At 35.4% G+C, this 19,566-nt stretch carries 11 protein-coding genes; 4 read left to right on the forward strand and 7 right to left on the reverse strand.

The genetic code is table 11. The features are described from left to right. Positions 1 to 98: 98 nt before the first annotated feature. From fbaA to QYS49_RS14195, 5 genes are all read right to left on the reverse strand, one after another. Positions 99 to 1,160: a class II fructose-bisphosphate aldolase gene (gene fbaA, locus QYS49_RS14175; protein ID WP_308348175.1), complete on the reverse strand. Its 1,062-nt coding sequence runs from the start codon at positions 1,158 to 1,160 to the stop codon at positions 99 to 101. Between the two features lie 285 nt (positions 1,161 to 1,445). Beyond that, positions 1,446 to 3,002 (reverse strand): RagB/SusD family nutrient uptake outer membrane protein, encoded by a 1,557-nt coding sequence (locus QYS49_RS14180; protein ID WP_308348177.1) that lies wholly within the window; start codon positions 3,000 to 3,002, stop codon positions 1,446 to 1,448. A gap of 10 nt (positions 3,003 to 3,012) precedes the next feature. Further along, positions 3,013 to 6,009 carry a SusC/RagA family TonB-linked outer membrane protein gene (locus tag QYS49_RS14185; RefSeq protein WP_308348178.1) on the reverse strand — a complete coding sequence of 999 codons (2,997 nt, stop codon included), beginning with the start codon at positions 6,007 to 6,009 and terminating at the stop codon, positions 3,013 to 3,015. A gap of 18 nt (positions 6,010 to 6,027) precedes the next feature. Next, positions 6,028 to 8,772, reverse strand: coding sequence for an alpha-amylase family glycosyl hydrolase (locus tag QYS49_RS14190; RefSeq protein ID WP_308348180.1), 2,745 nt, complete (start codon positions 8,770 to 8,772; stop codon positions 6,028 to 6,030). Between the two features lie 65 nt (positions 8,773 to 8,837). Further along, positions 8,838 to 10,304, reverse strand: a complete 1,467-nt coding sequence (locus QYS49_RS14195) for a cadherin repeat domain-containing protein (protein WP_308348181.1) — start codon at positions 10,302 to 10,304, stop codon at positions 8,838 to 8,840. A gap of 305 nt (positions 10,305 to 10,609) precedes the next feature. On the opposite strand from QYS49_RS14195, the gene QYS49_RS14200 reads away from it, so the two are divergent. Beyond that, complete coding sequence (locus QYS49_RS14200) at positions 10,610 to 11,638, forward strand: LacI family DNA-binding transcriptional regulator (protein WP_308348182.1); 1,029 nt, start codon at positions 10,610 to 10,612, stop codon at positions 11,636 to 11,638. Between the two features lie 568 nt (positions 11,639 to 12,206). Here the strand turns inward: QYS49_RS14200 and QYS49_RS14205 are convergent. Further along, on the reverse strand, positions 12,207 to 13,148 hold the full coding sequence (locus tag QYS49_RS14205; protein ID WP_308348184.1) for a KpsF/GutQ family sugar-phosphate isomerase: 942 nt from the start codon (positions 13,146 to 13,148) through the stop codon (positions 12,207 to 12,209). Beyond that, complete coding sequence (kdsA, locus tag QYS49_RS14210) at positions 13,148 to 13,933, reverse strand: 3-deoxy-8-phosphooctulonate synthase (protein WP_308348185.1); 786 nt, start codon at positions 13,931 to 13,933, stop codon at positions 13,148 to 13,150. Before kdsA ends, QYS49_RS14205 begins: the two co-directional genes overlap by 1 nt. Positions 13,934 to 14,237: 304 nt before the next feature. On the opposite strand from kdsA, the gene QYS49_RS14215 reads away from it, so the two are divergent. Genes QYS49_RS14215 through QYS49_RS14225 form a run of 3 tightly spaced genes read left to right on the forward strand, consistent with a single transcriptional unit; the run spans position 14,238 to position 19,437 of the window. After that, positions 14,238 to 16,670, forward strand: a complete 2,433-nt coding sequence (locus QYS49_RS14215) for a glycoside hydrolase family 31 protein (protein ID WP_308348186.1) — start codon at positions 14,238 to 14,240, stop codon at positions 16,668 to 16,670. A gap of 41 nt (positions 16,671 to 16,711) precedes the next feature. Then, complete coding sequence (locus QYS49_RS14220; protein ID WP_308348187.1) at positions 16,712 to 18,097, forward strand: alpha-amylase family glycosyl hydrolase; 1,386 nt, start codon at positions 16,712 to 16,714, stop codon at positions 18,095 to 18,097. After that, the gene (locus QYS49_RS14225; protein ID WP_308348189.1) at positions 18,097 to 19,437 is read left to right on the forward strand and encodes an MFS transporter; all 1,341 of its coding nucleotides are present in this window, start codon (positions 18,097 to 18,099) and stop codon (positions 19,435 to 19,437) included. The genes QYS49_RS14220 and QYS49_RS14225 overlap by 1 nt, the downstream gene beginning before the upstream one ends. Positions 19,438 to 19,566: the final 129 nt, after the last annotated feature.

Below are 19,566 nucleotides of genomic sequence, written 5' to 3' on the forward strand. Positions count from 1 at the left end.
AAGGATAGATTTGACAATTCAATTTCTTTGAAACAAAAAAAGCACAAGCTATACGCCTGTGCTCTTAATTTTTAATTGGATTCTAGAATCTAAAATTCTTAAGCCAATTTATTCAAGCAATTCAATTCTTTGAAAGCTTGTTTCAAACGAACTATCATGCTTTCTTCTCCTTTTCTTAACCAAGCTCTTGGGTCATAGAATTTTTTGTTTGGTGCATCAGGATCATCTGAAGTACCAATTTGCTGCTGCAATCTATCTTCATTATCGTTGTAGTAATTTCTTACTCCATTCCAGAATGACCATTGCATATCGGTATCAATATTCATTTTCACTGCTCCATACCCAATTGCTTCCTCGATTTTCTCAGGCTCAGAACCTGATCCACCATGGAATACAAATAATACAGGCTTATCTCCAGTATTATGTTTCTTTTGGATATGGTCTTGAGAGTTTTTCAAGATATCAGGACGTAATTCTACGTTTCCTGGCTTATAAACACCGTGAACATTACCGAATGAAGCGGCAATAGTAAAGTTATCACTGATTTCTTTTAATTGCTCATATGCATAAGCAACTTCTTCTGGCTGAGTGTATAATCTGCTACTGTCCACTCCTGTATTATCTACGCCATCTTCTTCACCACCAGTAATACCCAATTCGATTTCAAGATGCATACCCATTTCGGCCATCGGCTTCAAATATTTTTTACAGATCTCGATGTTTTCCTCCAAAGACTCTTCAGAAAGATCAATCATGTGAGAACTGAATAATGGCTTACCGTGTGTCTTATAAAATTCTTTTCCAGCTTCCAACAAGCCATCTATCCAAGGCAATAATTTCTTAGCGCAATGATCTGTATGTAAAATAACAGGCACCCCATATTCTTTCGACATTAAGTGCACATGGTGAGCACCAGCAACTGCTCCGGCAATAGCTGATTTTTGGTTTTCATTTGAAAGTCCTTTACCGGCATTAAATGCTGCTCCTCCATTTGAAAACTGAATGAATACAGGAGAATTCACATCTCTTGCTGTCTCTAATACTGCATTGATGGAATTGTTACCAATTACATTCACAGCTGGCATCGCATATTTATTGTCTTTAGCATGATGAAGTAAATTCATCATTTCATCTCCATGTAATACTCCTGGTTTAGGCATGTTTTTATATTTAATTATGTTAAAAATCTTTCCGTACTCAAAAATGCCAATAATGGTAGAAATATAAAAGTTTGTGCTAAAGTAATTGGGGTATAAGTTAAATATTTACAAGAATGAGGTAATCTAGTATTAGAAGAACATATTTATCTTAACCAAAAAAAACAGGGAGCAAAGCCCCCTGCGTTTTCTTTTTATAGTTGTATATGAAGAAGAAAATTTATATTCATGTTGATTAAGTATTTAACCACACATGAATTTCATATTAAAAAGCCTAATTGGCTCTATTTAATATCCATCATTTTGATCCAATTCAGGATTAGCAGCTAGGTCAGTAGCTGGAATAGGGAATATTTCTAAATGTTCGCTAATGGAAGCGCCATCTATGCTGTTTCCTTTCCAAGGCCAAACATATTCACCACCAGTATAAAGCCCAAATCGGATCAAATCAGCTCTTCTGTGACCTTCCCAATAAAGTTCTCTGGCTCTTTCATCCAATATGAAATCAAGTGTTAAGTTACCAGCAGAAATATTTCCTGAATTATCGCCATAAGCTCTTTCTCTTAATTCATTGATATATCCTAAGGCAGTGGCTTCACTTCCGCCTCCACCTCTTAATACTGCTTCAGCATACATTAAATACGCATCTGCTAATCGGAACAAAGGATAATCAGCATCAGAAAATTCAGTATTACTACCTTGCTCACCATCTGTAGTTAGGTTTGTATATTTTGGAACGGCATATCCTTCAGTAAATACTGTTAAATCAGCTATATCTAAAGTTTGCCCATCAGTAAAGAATATAGCTCTGCTATCAATATCACCGGTTTCATCTGGAAATAATTCCACTAAATTTCGGGTGGTTCTTAAACCAGCCCAAGCGCCACTAGTGCCATAATCAGCTGCAGTCATATTACCTCCTATTGAACCATTAGTTAAGAAAGTGGTGCTTCCGTAACTTTGGGTCTGAATTCCGTCAGATGGGAATGTGAAAATCAATTCATTACTTGTATGATTATCTGCTCTAAAATTCAATTGATAGTCATCCTCAATGGAATATGGACCATTCAATACTTTCTCTAATGCAGCGACTGCTTCTGTATAATAATTTTCACCTGTATAAACTTCGCCATTCAAGTATAATTTAGCTTGCAACATCCAAACAGCTGCTTTATCAGCTCTTCCATATTGATTTTGTTGTGGATCAGGTAATTCACTTTCTATTGCATTTAATTCTTCAGCAATAAAATTAAATACATCCTCAGGCGAATCTTGCACAGGAAAATCCGTAGTGATTTTTGTTACAATAGGAATATTTCTAAATAAATCTAAGGCATGCCAATAAGCCATAGCTCTTAAAAATCTCACTTCATTTCTATAATCTTGAGCTAATGCCATTTCTTGCTCATCATAGCCGTATTCAGCTATTAAATCATCAGTACTTTGCTCAAGGAAATCATTACTATATGAAATGATCAAAAATAATCTATAGTATAAAACTTTTACAAACTGATTATCAGAAGACCATGTGTGGGTATTTAAATCTTGAATACCAGCATCTTGCCAAGCAATTACTGCTTCATCAGTGGTTAATTCCTGCGCTTTCCAATACGCTCTAATGTAAGAGGTAAAACCTTCATCATTCACCAACTGTAAATCTGCATCACCAGCAGGACCTTGCTGACCAGTTAAACTATAGGCTGCGTATATTTTGGCCATATACCTCTCTAGATTCTTAACATCTTGAAAAGCAATATTACCAGTTTCTCCAAACTCAGGCCTCAAATCCAGATCTGTACAAGATAGGATAAAACCTGCTAGAATTATATATATAAATTTCTTCATTTTCTTTTATTTAAAATTTTGCGTTTATACCGAAAATAAATGCTGTGGATGGAGGATAAATATTATTATCTATCTGAACCTCTGGATCTAAACCACTATATCCTGAAATTGGCAACATGTTTTGAACTGTACCATATAACCTCAATCTGAAATCTTCAATTTGATTGAAATTATAGCCTATTGAAAGGTTATCCAATTTTAGGAAACTGCTATTTTCTATATAATAGTTGGAAAGTAATTGTCTGTTTTGAAAACCAGTTTCAATAACTGATTCATGAAGGTTATTTAAGATTTGTGCTTCTGTTAACCTTCCAGACCATCCGTTAGCCGAAGCAGTATTATTATAAGTTTGACCTCCTATTTTAGCTCTCAAAGTGAAGGTAAGATCAAAATTACCATATCTCATATTAGAACTCAGATTGGTAAAGATTGGATGAATCGCAACTCCTTGTGTTTGCAAGTCATTCTCATTTATCTGTTCATCATTATTTATATCTTCATAAATACTATTGGTTCCACCAGTTAGTGGGTTTCCTGCATCATCGTAAAGGTGATTATATGAATAGAAAGTAGAAATTGGTTTCCCTACCTGCAATACTTGTATAGTTCGGCCAATATCCCCAGTAATACCTCCTACTTGTATTCCAGGACTATTTTCATCTATCTCATTATCAAGTTTTACAATTGTATTTTGATTATAGGTGAAATTATAATTCAAATCCAATCCAAATTTCTCATTATCTATAGCAATATAATTTAATGCTAATTCAATCCCTTTATTATTCATTTCACCAATATTGGTAATTACTCTATCTCCTACATTGGTAGCTGCCGGAACCGGAACATTATAAAGCAGTTGATCTGTAGTTTTATCATAAACATCTAATGAACCTGATAATCGACCTTTCATCAATGAGAAATCTACCCCAATATTAGTGGATATTAATCTCTCCCACTGAATATTTGGATCAACTGCAGTAGGTCTTAACAATTGAATATATTCATCTCCAAATTGATAAGTTGCACTGGCATCACTTAAAAAATAGAATTTATCATATCGATAATCCCCTATATTTTGGTTTCCAGTTTGCCCCCATCCTACTCTTAATTTTAAATCGTTAAAAACACCAGTTAATCCTTGGAAGAAATCCTCTTCAATAACTCTCCATCCTAAAGCTGCAGATGGGAAAAACCCATATTTATTACCAAAACCAAATCTGGTAGAACCGTCCATACGACCCGTAACAGTCAATAAATATTTATCATCATATGAATAATTTACTCTACCAAAATACGATTGCAGTTGATTGGTTATAGGGAATGCTCTATATAAATCAATAAATTCTCTTGGAATTACTGTAGGATCATTAAAGCTTTTACTATCATCAGTTAAATTGATGCCTTCATAACCTGTAGTCTCACTAAATACTTCTTGAAATTCATAACCGCCTAAAATATCTAAATCACTCGCCCCAAAAGACCTATTATAATTTAATGTAGAAAATAAAGTGGTGGTATAAGCATTGTTAGTTGAGCGTTGCATATAACCATCTCTGTTATCATTTCTCAAGGTAAATGGCTCAAATACTTTGTTTTGTCCATTTCTTAAATCATAAGAACCTGTTGCGCTTAAGGTTAAGCCTTCAACGCCAGGTATCTTTAAATCAAAATTGATGGAATTGAATGACCGTCTATTTTCTCCAATGCTTTGAGTTTGCTCAATGGTTGAAACTGGATTGATAGGATCAATTGAAGACTCATTCCACTCGTAATATCCTCCAAATTCCTCTGCTTCAGGATCATAAACCGGTCTTGTAGGGTCAAAAGAAACGGCTGTTCCTACAACATTTGGTTTATATTCATCATTAGTTAAAGCATTTTTGGTATTGAACGTAATATCTAAATGATCATTCAAAACAGTTGTTTTTAACCTCATACTCAAGCGAGTTACTTGATTTCTATCTCCTTTAATCACTTCTTTGTTATCCATATGGTTAACAGAAACCAAGTAATTTATTTTTTCAGTAGCACCTGAAAAGGATAGGTTATGATTTTGACTTAAAGTACTTCTAGTCACTTCATTAAACCAATCCGTATCACTTTCACCCAACCTATTCTCATTTTGCGGGCTAAATTGACGGACAGCATTCCTGAAATTTTGAGTACTTAAGAAATCTGGTTCTCTAAGAATTTCAGAAAAAGTAAACGAACCATCATATGTCACTGTATTTTCGCCTTTTTTACCAGATTTAGTTGTATATAAAATTACACCTGCTGCACCTCTTGAACCATATATTGCGGTAGCTGATGCATCTTTTAAAACAGTAACACTTTCAATATCAGCAGGATTAATGAAGTTATTCGCATTTCTTGTTCCTGAACTTCCATCATTATTGATCGGAACTCCGTCCACTACCACCAAAGGTTGGGACTGAGCATTGATAGAACCGACTCCCCTAATTGTAATACCTGCACCGCCAGCTCTTGTATTTCCAGGCGTAACATCAACACCTGCAATTTTACCGGTGATTAGGCGCTCAGGACTTGCAATTTGACCTCTATTAAAAGACTCTTCTTTAACAGTACTTACTACTCCTGTTACATCCTTTTCTTCTTGCTGTCCATAACCTACAACTACTACCTCTCCCAACTGAGAAATATCTTCTTGCATTTGAACATCAATTACAGATCGAGCACCTACTTCAATCTCTTGTTTTTTATATCCTATAAAAGAGAAAACTAATACATCCTCAGCACTTACTTCCAATTTAAATTCACCATCCAAAGATGTAGTAGTACCCTGGGATGTTCCCTTAATCCTAACACTTGTACCAGGTAAAGTCTCATTTGTACTGGCATCAGTAACCGTACCGGAAACTGTCCTTTCTTGCGCTTGCAATTGAAAAGTAGCAAAAACCATCAGGAATGCTGTCAATAATCCTCTCCAGGATATTGTCCTTTTTCCTAAAGGAACCCCATTCTTTGCTTTTGTATAGTTGTGATTCATATTGATATATTTAAAAAATTAGAACTTTATGATTTTTTGTTGCCTCTGTGTATTCTGATCTTGATAATTGACTAAATAAATTCCTGACTCCAATCCTGATAAATCCAGCACATACCGACTATTTGACCTTTCTATCCTTAGGGGGATTGATTTCCCATTTAAATCAGTGATAAAAATGTTTTGAAATGGCTGATCCGTATCAATATATAATTGGTTTTGAACTGGATTAGGATAAATCTTATGATTTGAAGTAAATTGAGATGATTCATTTGCCAGCACAATATCTTTCTGCTCAGCATCATCAATGTAGTTTTCAATTGGCTCGCTAGTCAAAATTCTAAATTCACCAGCAATCAAGTTCATGTTGACTTCACTTCCGATTTCAATTTCTTTTCCTGTTAGGTAATCATACCATGTACCAGACTGCAAAATTTGCTGTTCGAATGATTGAGTACTTTTACTGAAATTACCAATCATCACAATTTTTACATCATCATTATTATACCTAGCCCATTTCAAATCACCACTGCCCGACCATTGAAAGTTGTCTTTATTCAAATAATTAGTTCGAGTCTTTAATTTGATAAGGCTTTGATAGACTTGGAATAATTTATTTCGCTCAGGATCTTCTAAATACTCCCAATGCGTTGGCTTTACACCTAACCTGTCATTATTGAGTTCTTCATCGTATCCAAATTCACCAAATTGCCAAATCATTTTTGGGCCAGGCACCATGAAGAATAAAGCAGCATTCAATTTCAATCTTTGCATTTGTTGAGCTAAACTTTGGCTAGCACTATTTTTCAAATCCCAAGCCACTCGCTCTTCATCATGGCTTTCCATATAGCCCACAACATGAGGACCATTCCAACCTTTTGCTTGGTAACTCAATCCACTTACATTAGCACTATTACCTTTTGCAAGATTCCTGAAATTATGATTTTCATTGCCCCACAGCATCATACCATAATTCGCAAGTTCTTTTTCTTCTGAATTCTCAGCGAAATGCTCTAAAATCACATAAGAATCAGGATCGACTGACCACTGAACATCTGCCATCCTTTTAAGTAATTGAATTCTATTGGCATCATATTGTCCCCAGGCCCCTACATTTCCTATTGTGTTTTTTTGAGTGAAGCCCTTTGATAAATCATATCTGTAGCCATCCACATGATATTCTTCCAGCCAATATGCAACTACCCTATCCACATAGTCTTGTGTATATTCGCTTTCATGATTCATATCATAACCTACATTGAAATCGTGTCGAGCACTGGTATTAAACCAAGGGTTTTCAGAAGTTGGATTTCCATAATCGCCTTGATTATATAGTCTTGCCAATGAATTTCTACCAAACTGATGGTTCAGTGCAATATCTAATATGATGGCAATTCCTCTTTTATGAGCTTCATTTACCAAAGTTTTGAAGTCATATTCAGTACCGTAATATTTATCCAAGGCCAACATAGCGTATGGATTATAACCCCAACTGAGATTACCTTCAAATTCCATCACCGGCATAAATTCAATGGCGTTTATGCCCAGCTCCTCTAAATAATCAAGTCTTGCCGTTACGGCATCATAAGTTCGTAATTCGGTGAAATCCCGAATTAATAATTCATAAATCACTAAATCTTCATTAGCCGGTTTTTGAAAACTATCATCCGTCCAAGAAAACTGAGGCTTATTGGTTTGAAAATATCCAACTGCATGAGAAGTCTTTCCTGATGGATAAGGCATCAAATCAGGATATCTATTTTCATTTATGATTTCAGGATCATCATATTCGGAACCAATTTTCTCTGTATAAGGGTCGGCAATGGTAATTTCACCATCTACTAAGTATTGAAATTGGTATTCTTGCCCCGGAGTTAAACCTGTGATCTCAATCCAAAATTGATCTCCGTCTTTTTTCATTAAATATTCATCGGAAAGGCTCCAGTCATTAAAAGTGCCTATGACAAATACATTTTCTTTATTGGGGGCGGTTAATACCAGATGAACAGAAGTGTCATCTTCACCATAATTAATTCCGTTTTGCAAACCAGTTGGAAGAGGCTCACTTCCTACGGTAGGATTAACTATATATGAATAATTGAAGGTTTCTTCATTGGTTCCATTGCTCACTACAAGCTGTAGATCGTGTGCCTGACCATCATCTATTACTGTGTGCTGATAAGTAAATTGACTAATTCCAGATTCTTCAAAATCTAAATTCCCATCTACATAAAATTGATATTGGGCAGCTTCTGAGGAAGATAACTCGATATTAATAATGTCATTGGTATCATAAAAACCATAATTTCCTGAAGGAGAAGCAATATTCACTGAAAATCCTTGACTTACTTCCGTTGTGAAATCAACAGTTTGGCCATCAGACCAGTCATTTCCCTTCAAAAGCATTCCCATTTCAGATATATCTTCAGCGTTTTGGTTGTAAAATGTGGTTGGGGTTAAAGAAATACGGAAAAGGGTTTGTCCGTTTTCATTTAGTTTTTCAAGTTTAGCTTGATCTGTTGATTCGGGGTCAGAATCAGCGGGGTTGATATTGGAAGGTGCATTAGTACCGCTATTAGGTAACCACATCCACATATATGCATTATCTAAGGAAGATAAGCTTGTGCCAGTTACATTATAAGTAATGGTAATTTCCTCATCCGCAGCAAAGAATTCAGGCTCTATTTTAGGTTGTATATCTACATTTTGAGCAAAAGATGCGAATTGCAGAAATAGAAGGGATAATATGGGTAAGAATTTATTCATAAATAAAGTTTGAGAATAAAAAGAATGAGACAGGATTGTCTCATTCTTTTATGGGTTATAATTTTTTATTCAATGGTTGCTGCGTAATTCTCACCATCAAATGTTAAGGTTACAGTATAAGTACCTGCAGCATCAACACTTAAATTATCGCCACCAGCATTTAATGCAGTTGGATCACCACCTAAGTTGAAATCCCAACTATCACCAGCTCTAAATTTATACTCTCCAGTGAACTCTCCTGTTAAAGTGTAAGTTGTTACACCTTCTACAAAACCATCAGTTGTCATATCCACATCTGCATCCCAACTTGCTGAAGGAGATCCTTCACCTATTACTCCCCAACCTGTGGCAGTCATAGTAGAAATCCATGTTCCACCTTCATCCGCAGTAGTCAATGTGATATAATATGCTCCTGCAGCCGGTGCTGCAATATCTGCTCCGTTTACTGCAAGAGTAGCTTCTGAACCATCAGCAGGTAATGTTCCTCCTAAATTAAAAGCCCAATCATCATTCGTTCTGAATTTAAACCTTCTTTCGCCATCAACACTTTCTTCACCAAAGTAAACTACACCTACCCACTTATGAACGCCTTCATTTAAACCTACATAATGTAAATTTCTATCGGCATCAAAACCATTGGCATTTGCACTTCCGATAATTCCAAATTGGTATTCTGCAGGATCAAAAGTAATTTCAGGAGCATCACCAGTTCTATCCTGAGAATAGGCGAAACCTCCATCATTTGTAAATGTTATTTCAACGTCATAAATACCCTCATTTTCTGCAGTCATTTCAAAATTACCACCCACATTTCCTGGCTCAAGATTATCTATAGAACCACCAAAATTAGTAAACATCAAATAACCATTATCTGCACCAAGTCCGCCATCAGGATCTATTCTTCTGTCAATGTTCCAACTAGAATTAAATCTAAACTTATACCAACCAGTTCTTAAAAGAATGTCTGAACCTGTCCAAGTACCACCATTTTCATCTACAGACCCTGAAAGCGGAGTGTCGTCATCTCCGTTTGGAGTAGCTGCACCAATCAAACCAACTGATTCAATGTTGAAGATTACAATCTCACCTGTCATTTCATCATATGCGATTTTATATAAACCTGCTTCAACTGTGAAAGCTTGACCATCGTCTGTAGCATCTGCGACAACATCATAAGTTAATGGAGCATCTTCAGTCCCAGAATTAATAGTTTCTGTTGAACCTCCAAAGGTTGCTGAAATTTCACGATCAACTGTTTCAACTATATTATAACTACCAGCAGTTAAGTTGAAATACCCAGTTACAAACCCACTTCTTTCTTGAGCCCCAAATCCATCTGCCTCTACTTGCTCAGGAGTTAATTGCATTGTAGCTACTGGATTTTCACCCTCAGCTACGAGGTATAACCCATCTGAAACCGTTAAACCATCCTCATCCACATCAATAGTTGGTTCGTCTTCTTCACATGAGACCATAAACATAGCTGCGGTCAGCAACAATGCTAGGCTCCATAATTTTGTTAAGTTTTTCATAATTCAATTGTTTAAAGTTTACTTAATGTTTAAGTCATTTAGCCGCATTATTTTAGTTGCGCAACTAAATTTTCCATATTTCAAGTTTAGCGTAAGAATTAGCCTTAAAACAGCATAAAGTAATATTTTTTACCGCAATCGGTTGCGCAATCGTTTGCATTGATTCGTTTTTTTTCTGATGTTTGTTGGAGATCTCTACTTTTGTGGGAATTGTATAAATTCTATTCTTATTGACAGGAGAAAATAGTACATTTAAATGATCGGTATGCCTCCAGCCACCTAGATGAAACCAAAATTAACAATCAATGAAAAAAGCTAATATTACTATAAAAGACATAGCAAAGGAGTTGGGTGTCTCTCCTTCTACGGTTTCACGCGCGTTAAAAGACCATCCTGACATCAGTCAAGAAACAAAAAAACAAATCAACGATTTAGCTCAAAAGCTTAATTACCAACCCAACACGGTTGCTTTAAGTCTAAGGCAAAGTAAGACCAATACTTTGGGTGTAATCATTCCTGAAATTGCTCATTTTTTCTTTTCTGCAGTCATCAGCGGAATTGAAGATATCGCTCATGATGCCGGATACCATGTTATCATTACCCAATCAAATGAATCCTTTGAAAGGGAAGTCATGAATACTAAAGCATTATTCAATTCACGCGTTGACGGGATTCTTATGTCAGTTTCAAGAGAAACAGAGAATTATGATCATTTACAAAGTTTATTGGATTATGAAATTCCTTTGGTATTTTTTGATCGAATAATCGATTCTCTTAATGCTTGTAAAGTAATTGTAAATGATGAGCAAGGAGCTTATGAAGCCACTACTCATCTTATTGAGCAAGGATGTTACAGAATAGCCCATTTAGCTGGTCCTCAAAACTTAGCTATCAGTAAAAACAGACTGAATGGTTATAAAGCAGCCTTGGCTGATAATCGATATATGATTGACGAAAACCTCGTAAAAGTCTGCGGTTTAGGCACTTTTGAAGAAGCAGAATCCATCACTAATGAAATTTTGGATTATAGATTTCCTCCTGATGCTATTTTCGCCAATAATGATGTGGCCGCATATGGTGCAATGATTGCCATTAGAAAGAAAAAATTAAGAATCCCTGAAGACATCGCTATTGTTGGCTTCAGCAATTGGCGATTTTCAAGTCTTATTCAACCTGCTTTATCATCCGTAACTCAACCTGGCTTTAAAATGGGACAAGAAGCTACTAGATTATTAATGAAGCAAATCAATAAAGAGAAAGATGAGGAAAGTATTACTGAAACTATCTCTTTAAAAACCAATTTGGTGGTGAGGGAGTCTTCAAAGAAGATATAAACTAGCCTTTTAAAAAAATATTCAGAAATCTATTTGCTCATTAGATAAAGGCAGAAACTACCACAAATTCTGTTTTGGAAACAAAATAATTTTTAATAAAAACTAAAATTATCTATAAAGATAAATCCTTGCTAATCTATTTATTTTAGAATAATCATTTTGTTCCATGCGTCATCCCTTTGAAGAAAGGGATCTATTCCATTGAAACGAAGTTTCAATCCTTATCCTAGAAGTTCCTTGTAGGAATTATATAATAGTTCAATTTACTACTTGTGCCTTTCTTAATATTTTAACCTTTGGTTAAAACCATCAGATTCCTGCCTCCCGACTTTCAGTGCGGGACAGGTTACGCAGGAATGACGCTCTGATTTAAATTTGCATTTAATTTAATGCACTATTTCATTGAATTCAAATCTGTAAAATGCAAAAAACGTTATCCTATTTTATTTTTCTAAAACTCTGTTCAAAGTAAACATATGAGATACAGGTGGAAATTTGAAGCTAACAATTGAAAATCAATTTAAGCCTAAAAGGCTGACATATCATAAAGTTGGGTAAAGCCCTATGATTACAAATCGTAAACCTGTAGAACACCCACACATTTTTGCTTTTCGACCACCAATAGCGTATTGATTTTACGCTCCATCATCATTTCCTCTGCCTTTTTCAATTTCATCTCTTTATCAATGGAAATAGGTGATTTTGTCATGATATCTTTTGCTTTTAGACTCAAAAATGATTCTTTTTTAGCATTCATCCCCCTTCTTAAATCACCATCCGTTATAACGCCAGATAACACTCCATTTTCTTCCACTATGGCTAATCCTAATCTGCCATTTGAAATACTATGAATCACCACATCCATATCGCTTTGAGAATCAATTACAGGCAAATCTGATGAACGCATAACATCCTTCACAGTCATTAACAACCTTCTCCCTAATGAACCGCCTGGGTGAAAAAGTGCAAAATGTTCTGGTTTAAAATCACGCTCTTTCATTAAAGCTACTGCTAATGCATCACCCATAACCAAAGTGGCTGTGGTAGATGAAGTAGGCGCCAAATCTAGTGGGCAAGCCTCTTGCTCGACATGAACATTTAAATGGAAATGTGTATTCTTAGCCAATGTGGACTCAGGATTGCCACTTACACCTATAATTTTGTTGCCATTACGTAAGAAAAAGGGTATAATTTTAAGTAATTCGTCTGTCTCTCCTGAATTTGATATCGCCATTACAATATCATCATCCTGAATTAAACCTAAATCACCATGATATGCCTCTCCCGGATGAAGAAAGTAACTTGGTGTACCTGTACTTGAAAAAGTAGCCGCAATTTTTTTTCCTATAATACCGGATTTACCCATGCCAGTGACAATAAGCTTGCCTTTACTTTCCATAATGGCATGTACTGCTTGCTCAAAGTCGGGTGTAAGAAGTCCCTCTAATTCTTTAATAGACCTAGCTTCTATAGCGATTGTTTCTTTGGCTGATTCTAAAATCCGACTCATCAAATTAATTTTTTAATTAAATCTCTTAAATCCTTTAAATACAATTGGTTAGGCCCATCACTCCAGGCTTCATCAGGATTAGGATGGGTTTCTATGAAATAACCATTTGCTCCAAATGCTTTTGCTGCCAAAGCCATACCAGGGACAAACTCTCTATTTCCTCCAGTTTTCCCTCCTGCTCCACCAGGTCTTTGCACGGAATGGGTACAATCCATTATAACAGGAAATCCATGTTGCAACATATCTGGGATATTTCTAAAATCCACCACCAAGTTGTTATAGCCATACATATTTCCCCTTTCGGTTAGCAACACTTGTTTGTTTCCCGCTTGCACCACTTTTTGGCATGGATAAAGCATATCTTCTCCTGATAAAAATTGCGCTTTTTTAATGTTTACAATCTTACCCGTTTCTGCAGCAGCTAATAATAAATCAGTCTGGCGACATAAAAAGGCTGGAATCTGCATAATATCGACCACATCTTCTAATAGTTTAGGTTGATAAGATTCGTGTACATCCGTGGTAACTGAGAGATCATAAGCAGTTTTAATCTCTTGTAACCATTCTTTCCCTTCCTCTAGTCCTGGCCCACGCTTGGCGGAAGCAGAGGTTCTATTAGCTTTATCAAATGAGGATTTGAAAATAATTTCAACATCCAACTCATTTTTGATTGCAACCAATTCTTTAGCAACAGTATGCAGTAAATCCATGCTTTCCATCACACAGGGTCCTACAATGAAAAAAGGTTTATCTGAAGTTATTTTTTGATATAATTCTTTCGACATGTTTTTAATTAAATAAAGGTTTACCCCTAATCAGTAATTGTGATTGCAAAGTTGCTATTTTAAATTTCAAAACAGAAATAAATGATTTGCTATCCTTTAAAAAAAACTCAAAACTACTATAATCCATAGTAAAACTAAGCTAAAAACCTCTGCAACATCTTTAAATAGATATATTTAATAAAGTATTAATACAAATCATTAAATTGCAAACGTAACCGCAATCGATTGCGCTAATTTTATGTTATAATGAATATTGTTCAATTTTAATATTCAATAGATTAGCAGTTCTTAAAAGGAAATACAGATGATTAGTTCACAAACCATAAATAAATCAAACCTTAACCTTCACTGTGGGAAAATTGAAAAGTATAAGCGTAATGCTTATGGCATTGCAGGTAAAACCGAAAATGCATATTTCAGGATTTCTGTGGTTCAAAAAGGTATTTTTAAAATTCATTTAAGTCTTACAGAAGCCTTTGATAATCATTCTTATGCCGTAATTTCTAAACCGGTAGGAATTGATTTTTCTATTATAGACACAAATGGTCATTTAGAACTTAAAACCGAGGCGCTAACACTTGAAATTAAAAAAGATCCCTTTACGGTAATTTTCAAGGATAACGATGGAAATATCATCAATGAAGATGATCATGCATTGGGAACTTCTTGGTTGGGTGAACAAGTAACTACTTATAAAAAACTTCAAGAAGACGAAAGATTTATTGGTTTGGGAGAAAAAACAGGTCCATTGGATAGAAAAGGAACGGGTTACCAAAACTGGAATACCGACCATTTCGGATATCCGCCTGACAGTGACCCTTTATATTGCACCACACCTTTTTATATAGGAATCCACCAAGGACTTTCTTACGGAATTTACTTAGACAATTCTCATAAAACACATTTTAACTTTGGTGCCTCAAACAGAAGATTCTCTAGTTTTTCTGCCGATCAGGGTGATATGGCCTATTATTTCATCCACGAAAAAAATATAGAGGAAATTATCAGTTCTTATACTGATTTAACTGGTAGAATGGAACTCCCTCCTATTTGGAGTTTAGGGTACCAGCAATGCCGATACAGTTACAAACCGGACAAAGAAGTATTAAGCATAGCCAAATTCTTCAGGGAAAAAGAAATTCCTGCTGATGTGATTGTATTGGATATTCATCACATGGAGCAATACAAAATCTTCACTTGGGATGGAAAAGATTTCCCTAATCCAAAGCAAATGATTAATAAGCTGGAGGAAATGGGGTTCAAAGTAGTGGTAATTTGTGACCCGGGAATCAAAATTGAAGAAGGCTATGAAGCTTATGATTCTGGTAAAAAAGAAGATGTGTTCATTAAATATCCTGATGGAGAATATTATGAAGGAGAAGTTTGGCCGGGATGGTGCCACTTTCCTGATTTCACTAAACCAACTGTTAGAAATTGGTGGCAAGAAAAATTGAAAGCCTATACTGATTTAGGAATATTGGGTTTATGGAATGATATGAACGAAATTGCGACTTGGGGTCAATATTTACCAGACTTAATGGAATTTGATTATGAAGGAGAAAAAGCCTCAACCCGTAAAGCAAGAAATGTTTACGGAATGCAAATGGCAAGAAGCACTTACGAAGGTGCTAAACAAAATTCTCCTAATAAAAGAGTTTTTAATTTAACTAGAGCGGGTTTCTCTGGTATCCAAAGATATGCTGCCGTTTGGACGGGAGATAATGTTGCAGATGATGAGCATATGCTTTTGGGAGTGCGATTAGTCAACAGTTTAGGTTTGGCTGGAGTAGCCTTTTCAGGATATGATATAGGCGGATTTGCAGGAGATGCTGACAGTCAACTATTCGCCAGATGGATTTCAATTGGTGCTTTCGCTCCTTTCTTTAGAGGTCATAGTATGATCAATAGCCGAGATTCAGAACCTTGGGCTTATGGGGAGGAAGTGGAAGAAATTTCCAGAAATTATATCAACCTGCGTTATAAAATGATGCCTTATATATATTCTGCATTCTATAAAGCGCATGAAAAAGGAATACCTGTTGCAAGAAGTTTAGCAATCTATTATCCACACGACCCTAAGATTTATCATTCATTATATGAAAATCAATATCTATTTGGTCCTGATATAATGGTAGCACCAGTCGCTAGTAAAATAAATTTAGCTAAAGTGTATTTTCCTGAAGGCGAATGGTACGATTTATTTGACGATACTTTTTATAGAGGAAATCAGGAAGTAATAGTGGAATGTCCTATTGAAAGATTACCAGTTTTTGTACGGGCTTCTGCAATTATACCAATGCAGGATAAGTTAGAAAACTTGAGCCAAAACCACAATGATTGTCTTCATTTGCATATTTATGGCGGAAAGCAAGTGAATCAATGTGAATATTATGAAGATGACGGTGACTCCTTCAATCATGTAGATGGTGAATATTATAAAAGAATAATAGATTTCGATCCTGAAAATAGAACACTAACTATTAACCCAAAAGAAGGAACTTTCAATACGCAATACCAGAAAGTAAAATTATTCTTTCATGGCTTTGAAGGTAAAATAAATGGTAAAATCCAGGTTAACCAACAAACTATACCGTTGGAAAAAACAGACTTTAATTTTATAGATCAAATTTCCAATTTTGATCCATTACCAGAAAATGAAAGAATCAATTTAAAAGTAGATGATTTACCAAATGCCATCTTCAACTTAGACGATGACAAAATTGAGATCAAATGGTAATCACACAATTTTTTTACCTTTTATTAAGTTTCCAATAGTATATGAGAAAACAACTTCTATTTATAATAATAATTGCTGGAATAGTTAATTACTCTTGCCAATCTGTTCAAGATAAAATGCAGCAAGATATAATCCTTACATATCCTGAAAAAGCTAAGGATATGAACATTTATGAGGTTAACATTAGGCAGTACACAGCTGAAGGAACTATAAATGCATTTATCCCCCATATTGATAGATTAAAGAATATGGGAGTTGATATTTTATGGATAATGCCAGTTCAACCTATTGGTAAAAAAAACCGAAAAGAACCCTTAGGAAGTTACTATTCTATTAAAAATTATACCGCTATAAATCCCAATTTTGGAACATTAGAAGACTTCAATAGGCTCGTTGATACTGCTCATGAAAAGGATATGATCGTACTTTTGGATTGGGTTGCTAACCATACGGCTTATGATCACCATTGGGCTGAGGAACACCCTGAATATTACAATTTAGATTCTGTAGGAAACCTTCAATCTCCAGTGGAAGATTGGACTGATGTTGCCGACCTAAATTATGATAACCAAGAATTGCATCAAGCAATGATCAAAGAAATGAAATGGTGGATCACTGAAGCTGATATTGATGGCTTTAGATGCGACATGGCAGGAATGGTGCCTAATGAATTTTGGAAAAAAGCTATTGACAGCCTTGAAGCTACTAAAGATGTATTTATGTTGGCAGAATGGGAAGAGCCAAAAATACATGATGCAGGTTTTGATATGAGTTACGGATGGGAATTTCACCATATGTTGAATGATATTGCAAAGGGGAAAGCCAATGCGGATTCTGTGGTCGCATATTTAGAAAAAGATGCTGAAAAATATGATTCAACTGCCTTTAGAATGTATTTCACATCCAATCATGATGAAAATAGTTGGGCTGGAACAGTTTTCGAACGAATGGGAGATGCCTATGAAGCATTAGCTGTTTTAACTGCTACGGTTCCTGGAATGCCTCTAATTTACAGTGGCCAAGAAGCAGGATTAGATAAAAGACTGCCATTTTTTGATAAAGATAGCATTGACTGGTCAAATCTTGAATATGAGGAATTTTACAGCCAATTATTAATGCTTAAAAAGAATAATCCAGCTTTGTGGAACGGTGCTTTTGGTGGTAGTTTCCAAGTAATAAATTCAGCACAAAATTCATCTGAATTGCTAGCTTTCAGTAGAAAAAAGGATGACAACGAGGTGATTATTATTTTAAATTTATCCGACAGCATCCAAACCTTAAAAGTGGACAGAAATTACTTTGATAAAAGCTACCAGAAAGCTAACAATCCACAACTAACCGTAAGTTTCTCGGAAAATCAAGAACCTATGGCATTTGACCCATGGTCTTATATGATATTGACAAAAAATAGCTTGAACATTAAATAATGGATAATATATCGATCGAATCCAAGAAGCCAAAGTTAAACTTTTGGGAGATTTGGAACATGAGTTTTGGTTTTTTAGGTATTCAATTTGGCTTTGCTTTACAAAATGCCAATGTCAGCCGAATATTTGAAACACTTGGTGCAGAGAAAGACAGTTTACCCATTTTATGGTTAGCCGCACCTGTAACTGGACTAATTGTTCAACCTATCATTGGCTATTATTCTGATAGGACTTGGATTCCTAAATGGGGCAGGCGAAGACCTTTTTTTGCGATTGGTGCCGTTTTAGCTACCATCGCTTTATTCATTATGCCAAACTCCCCTAGCCTATGGATAGCTGCTGGAATGCTATGGATAATGGATGGATCAATCAATGTGAGTATGGAGCCTTTCAGAGCTTTTGTTGGGGATGTTTTACCCAATGAACAGCGTACAAAAGGATTCGCCATGCAAGCATTCTTTATCGGTATAGGAGCTGTAATAGCTTCTATCCTACCCTATGTACTCACAAATTGGCTAGGATTTGATAACACTGCGCCAGATGGTCAAATTCCTGATTCTGTAAAATGGTCTTTTTATATTGGGGGTGTTGCATTTTTCTCTGCTGTGATGTGGACAGTCTTCAACTCAAAAGAATATCCACCAGATGATATTGAAAAACTAAAATTAGAAAATAGTGAAAGAGGAATATTCACTGGTTTGGCTGAATCATTCATAGGAATATTTAAAATGCCTAAAACTATGGTTCAATTGGCATTTGTTCAATTCTTCTCCTGGTTTGCCTTATTTGCTATGTGGATTTATACAACTCCCGCAGTAACGGAACATGTTTATGGGACTATTGACACAAAATCAGCAATCTATAATGAAGGTGCTAATTGGGTAGGGATAATGTTTGGTGTTTATAATGGAGTGGCTGCTTTGGCTGCCTTCCTTTTACCGCAACTGGCCAAATATTTCGGAAGAAAAGGCACACATCTTATTGCCTTATTTTGTGGCGCAGCTGGCCTTATTTCTATATTTTACATCAATGAACCAAATTTCCTAGTCCTCAGTATGATTGGTGTAGGAATTGCTTGGGCAAGTATACTTTCAGTTCCTTATGCCATGTTGAGCAGTGCTTTACCTTCCGATAAGATGGGCTATTATATGGGAGTATTCAATTTCTTTATCGTAATACCTCAAATTGTAGCAGCTGGTATATTAGGTTTTATTTTAAAAAGTTTCTTCAACAACGATGCTATTTATGCATTAATTATCGGAGGAGTTTCTATGATTATAGCTGGGTTATTAAGTTTATGGGTTAAGGATAAGGATGAAGAAAAAATCATTAAAAATTAATAGTTTACAACTCCTGCTGTTATAAGAAACACTGACTTTAAGTGTAAGAATTGGTAATTAGCTCCGACCATATAATTAGGGCTTGCTTAAAAACTGCTAACACAAAAAATAAATTGAATATAGTATTTT

Source organism: Marivirga salinae, from assembly GCF_030503855.1.
Lineage (GTDB): Bacteria > Bacteroidota > Bacteroidia > Cytophagales > Cyclobacteriaceae > Marivirga > Marivirga salinarum.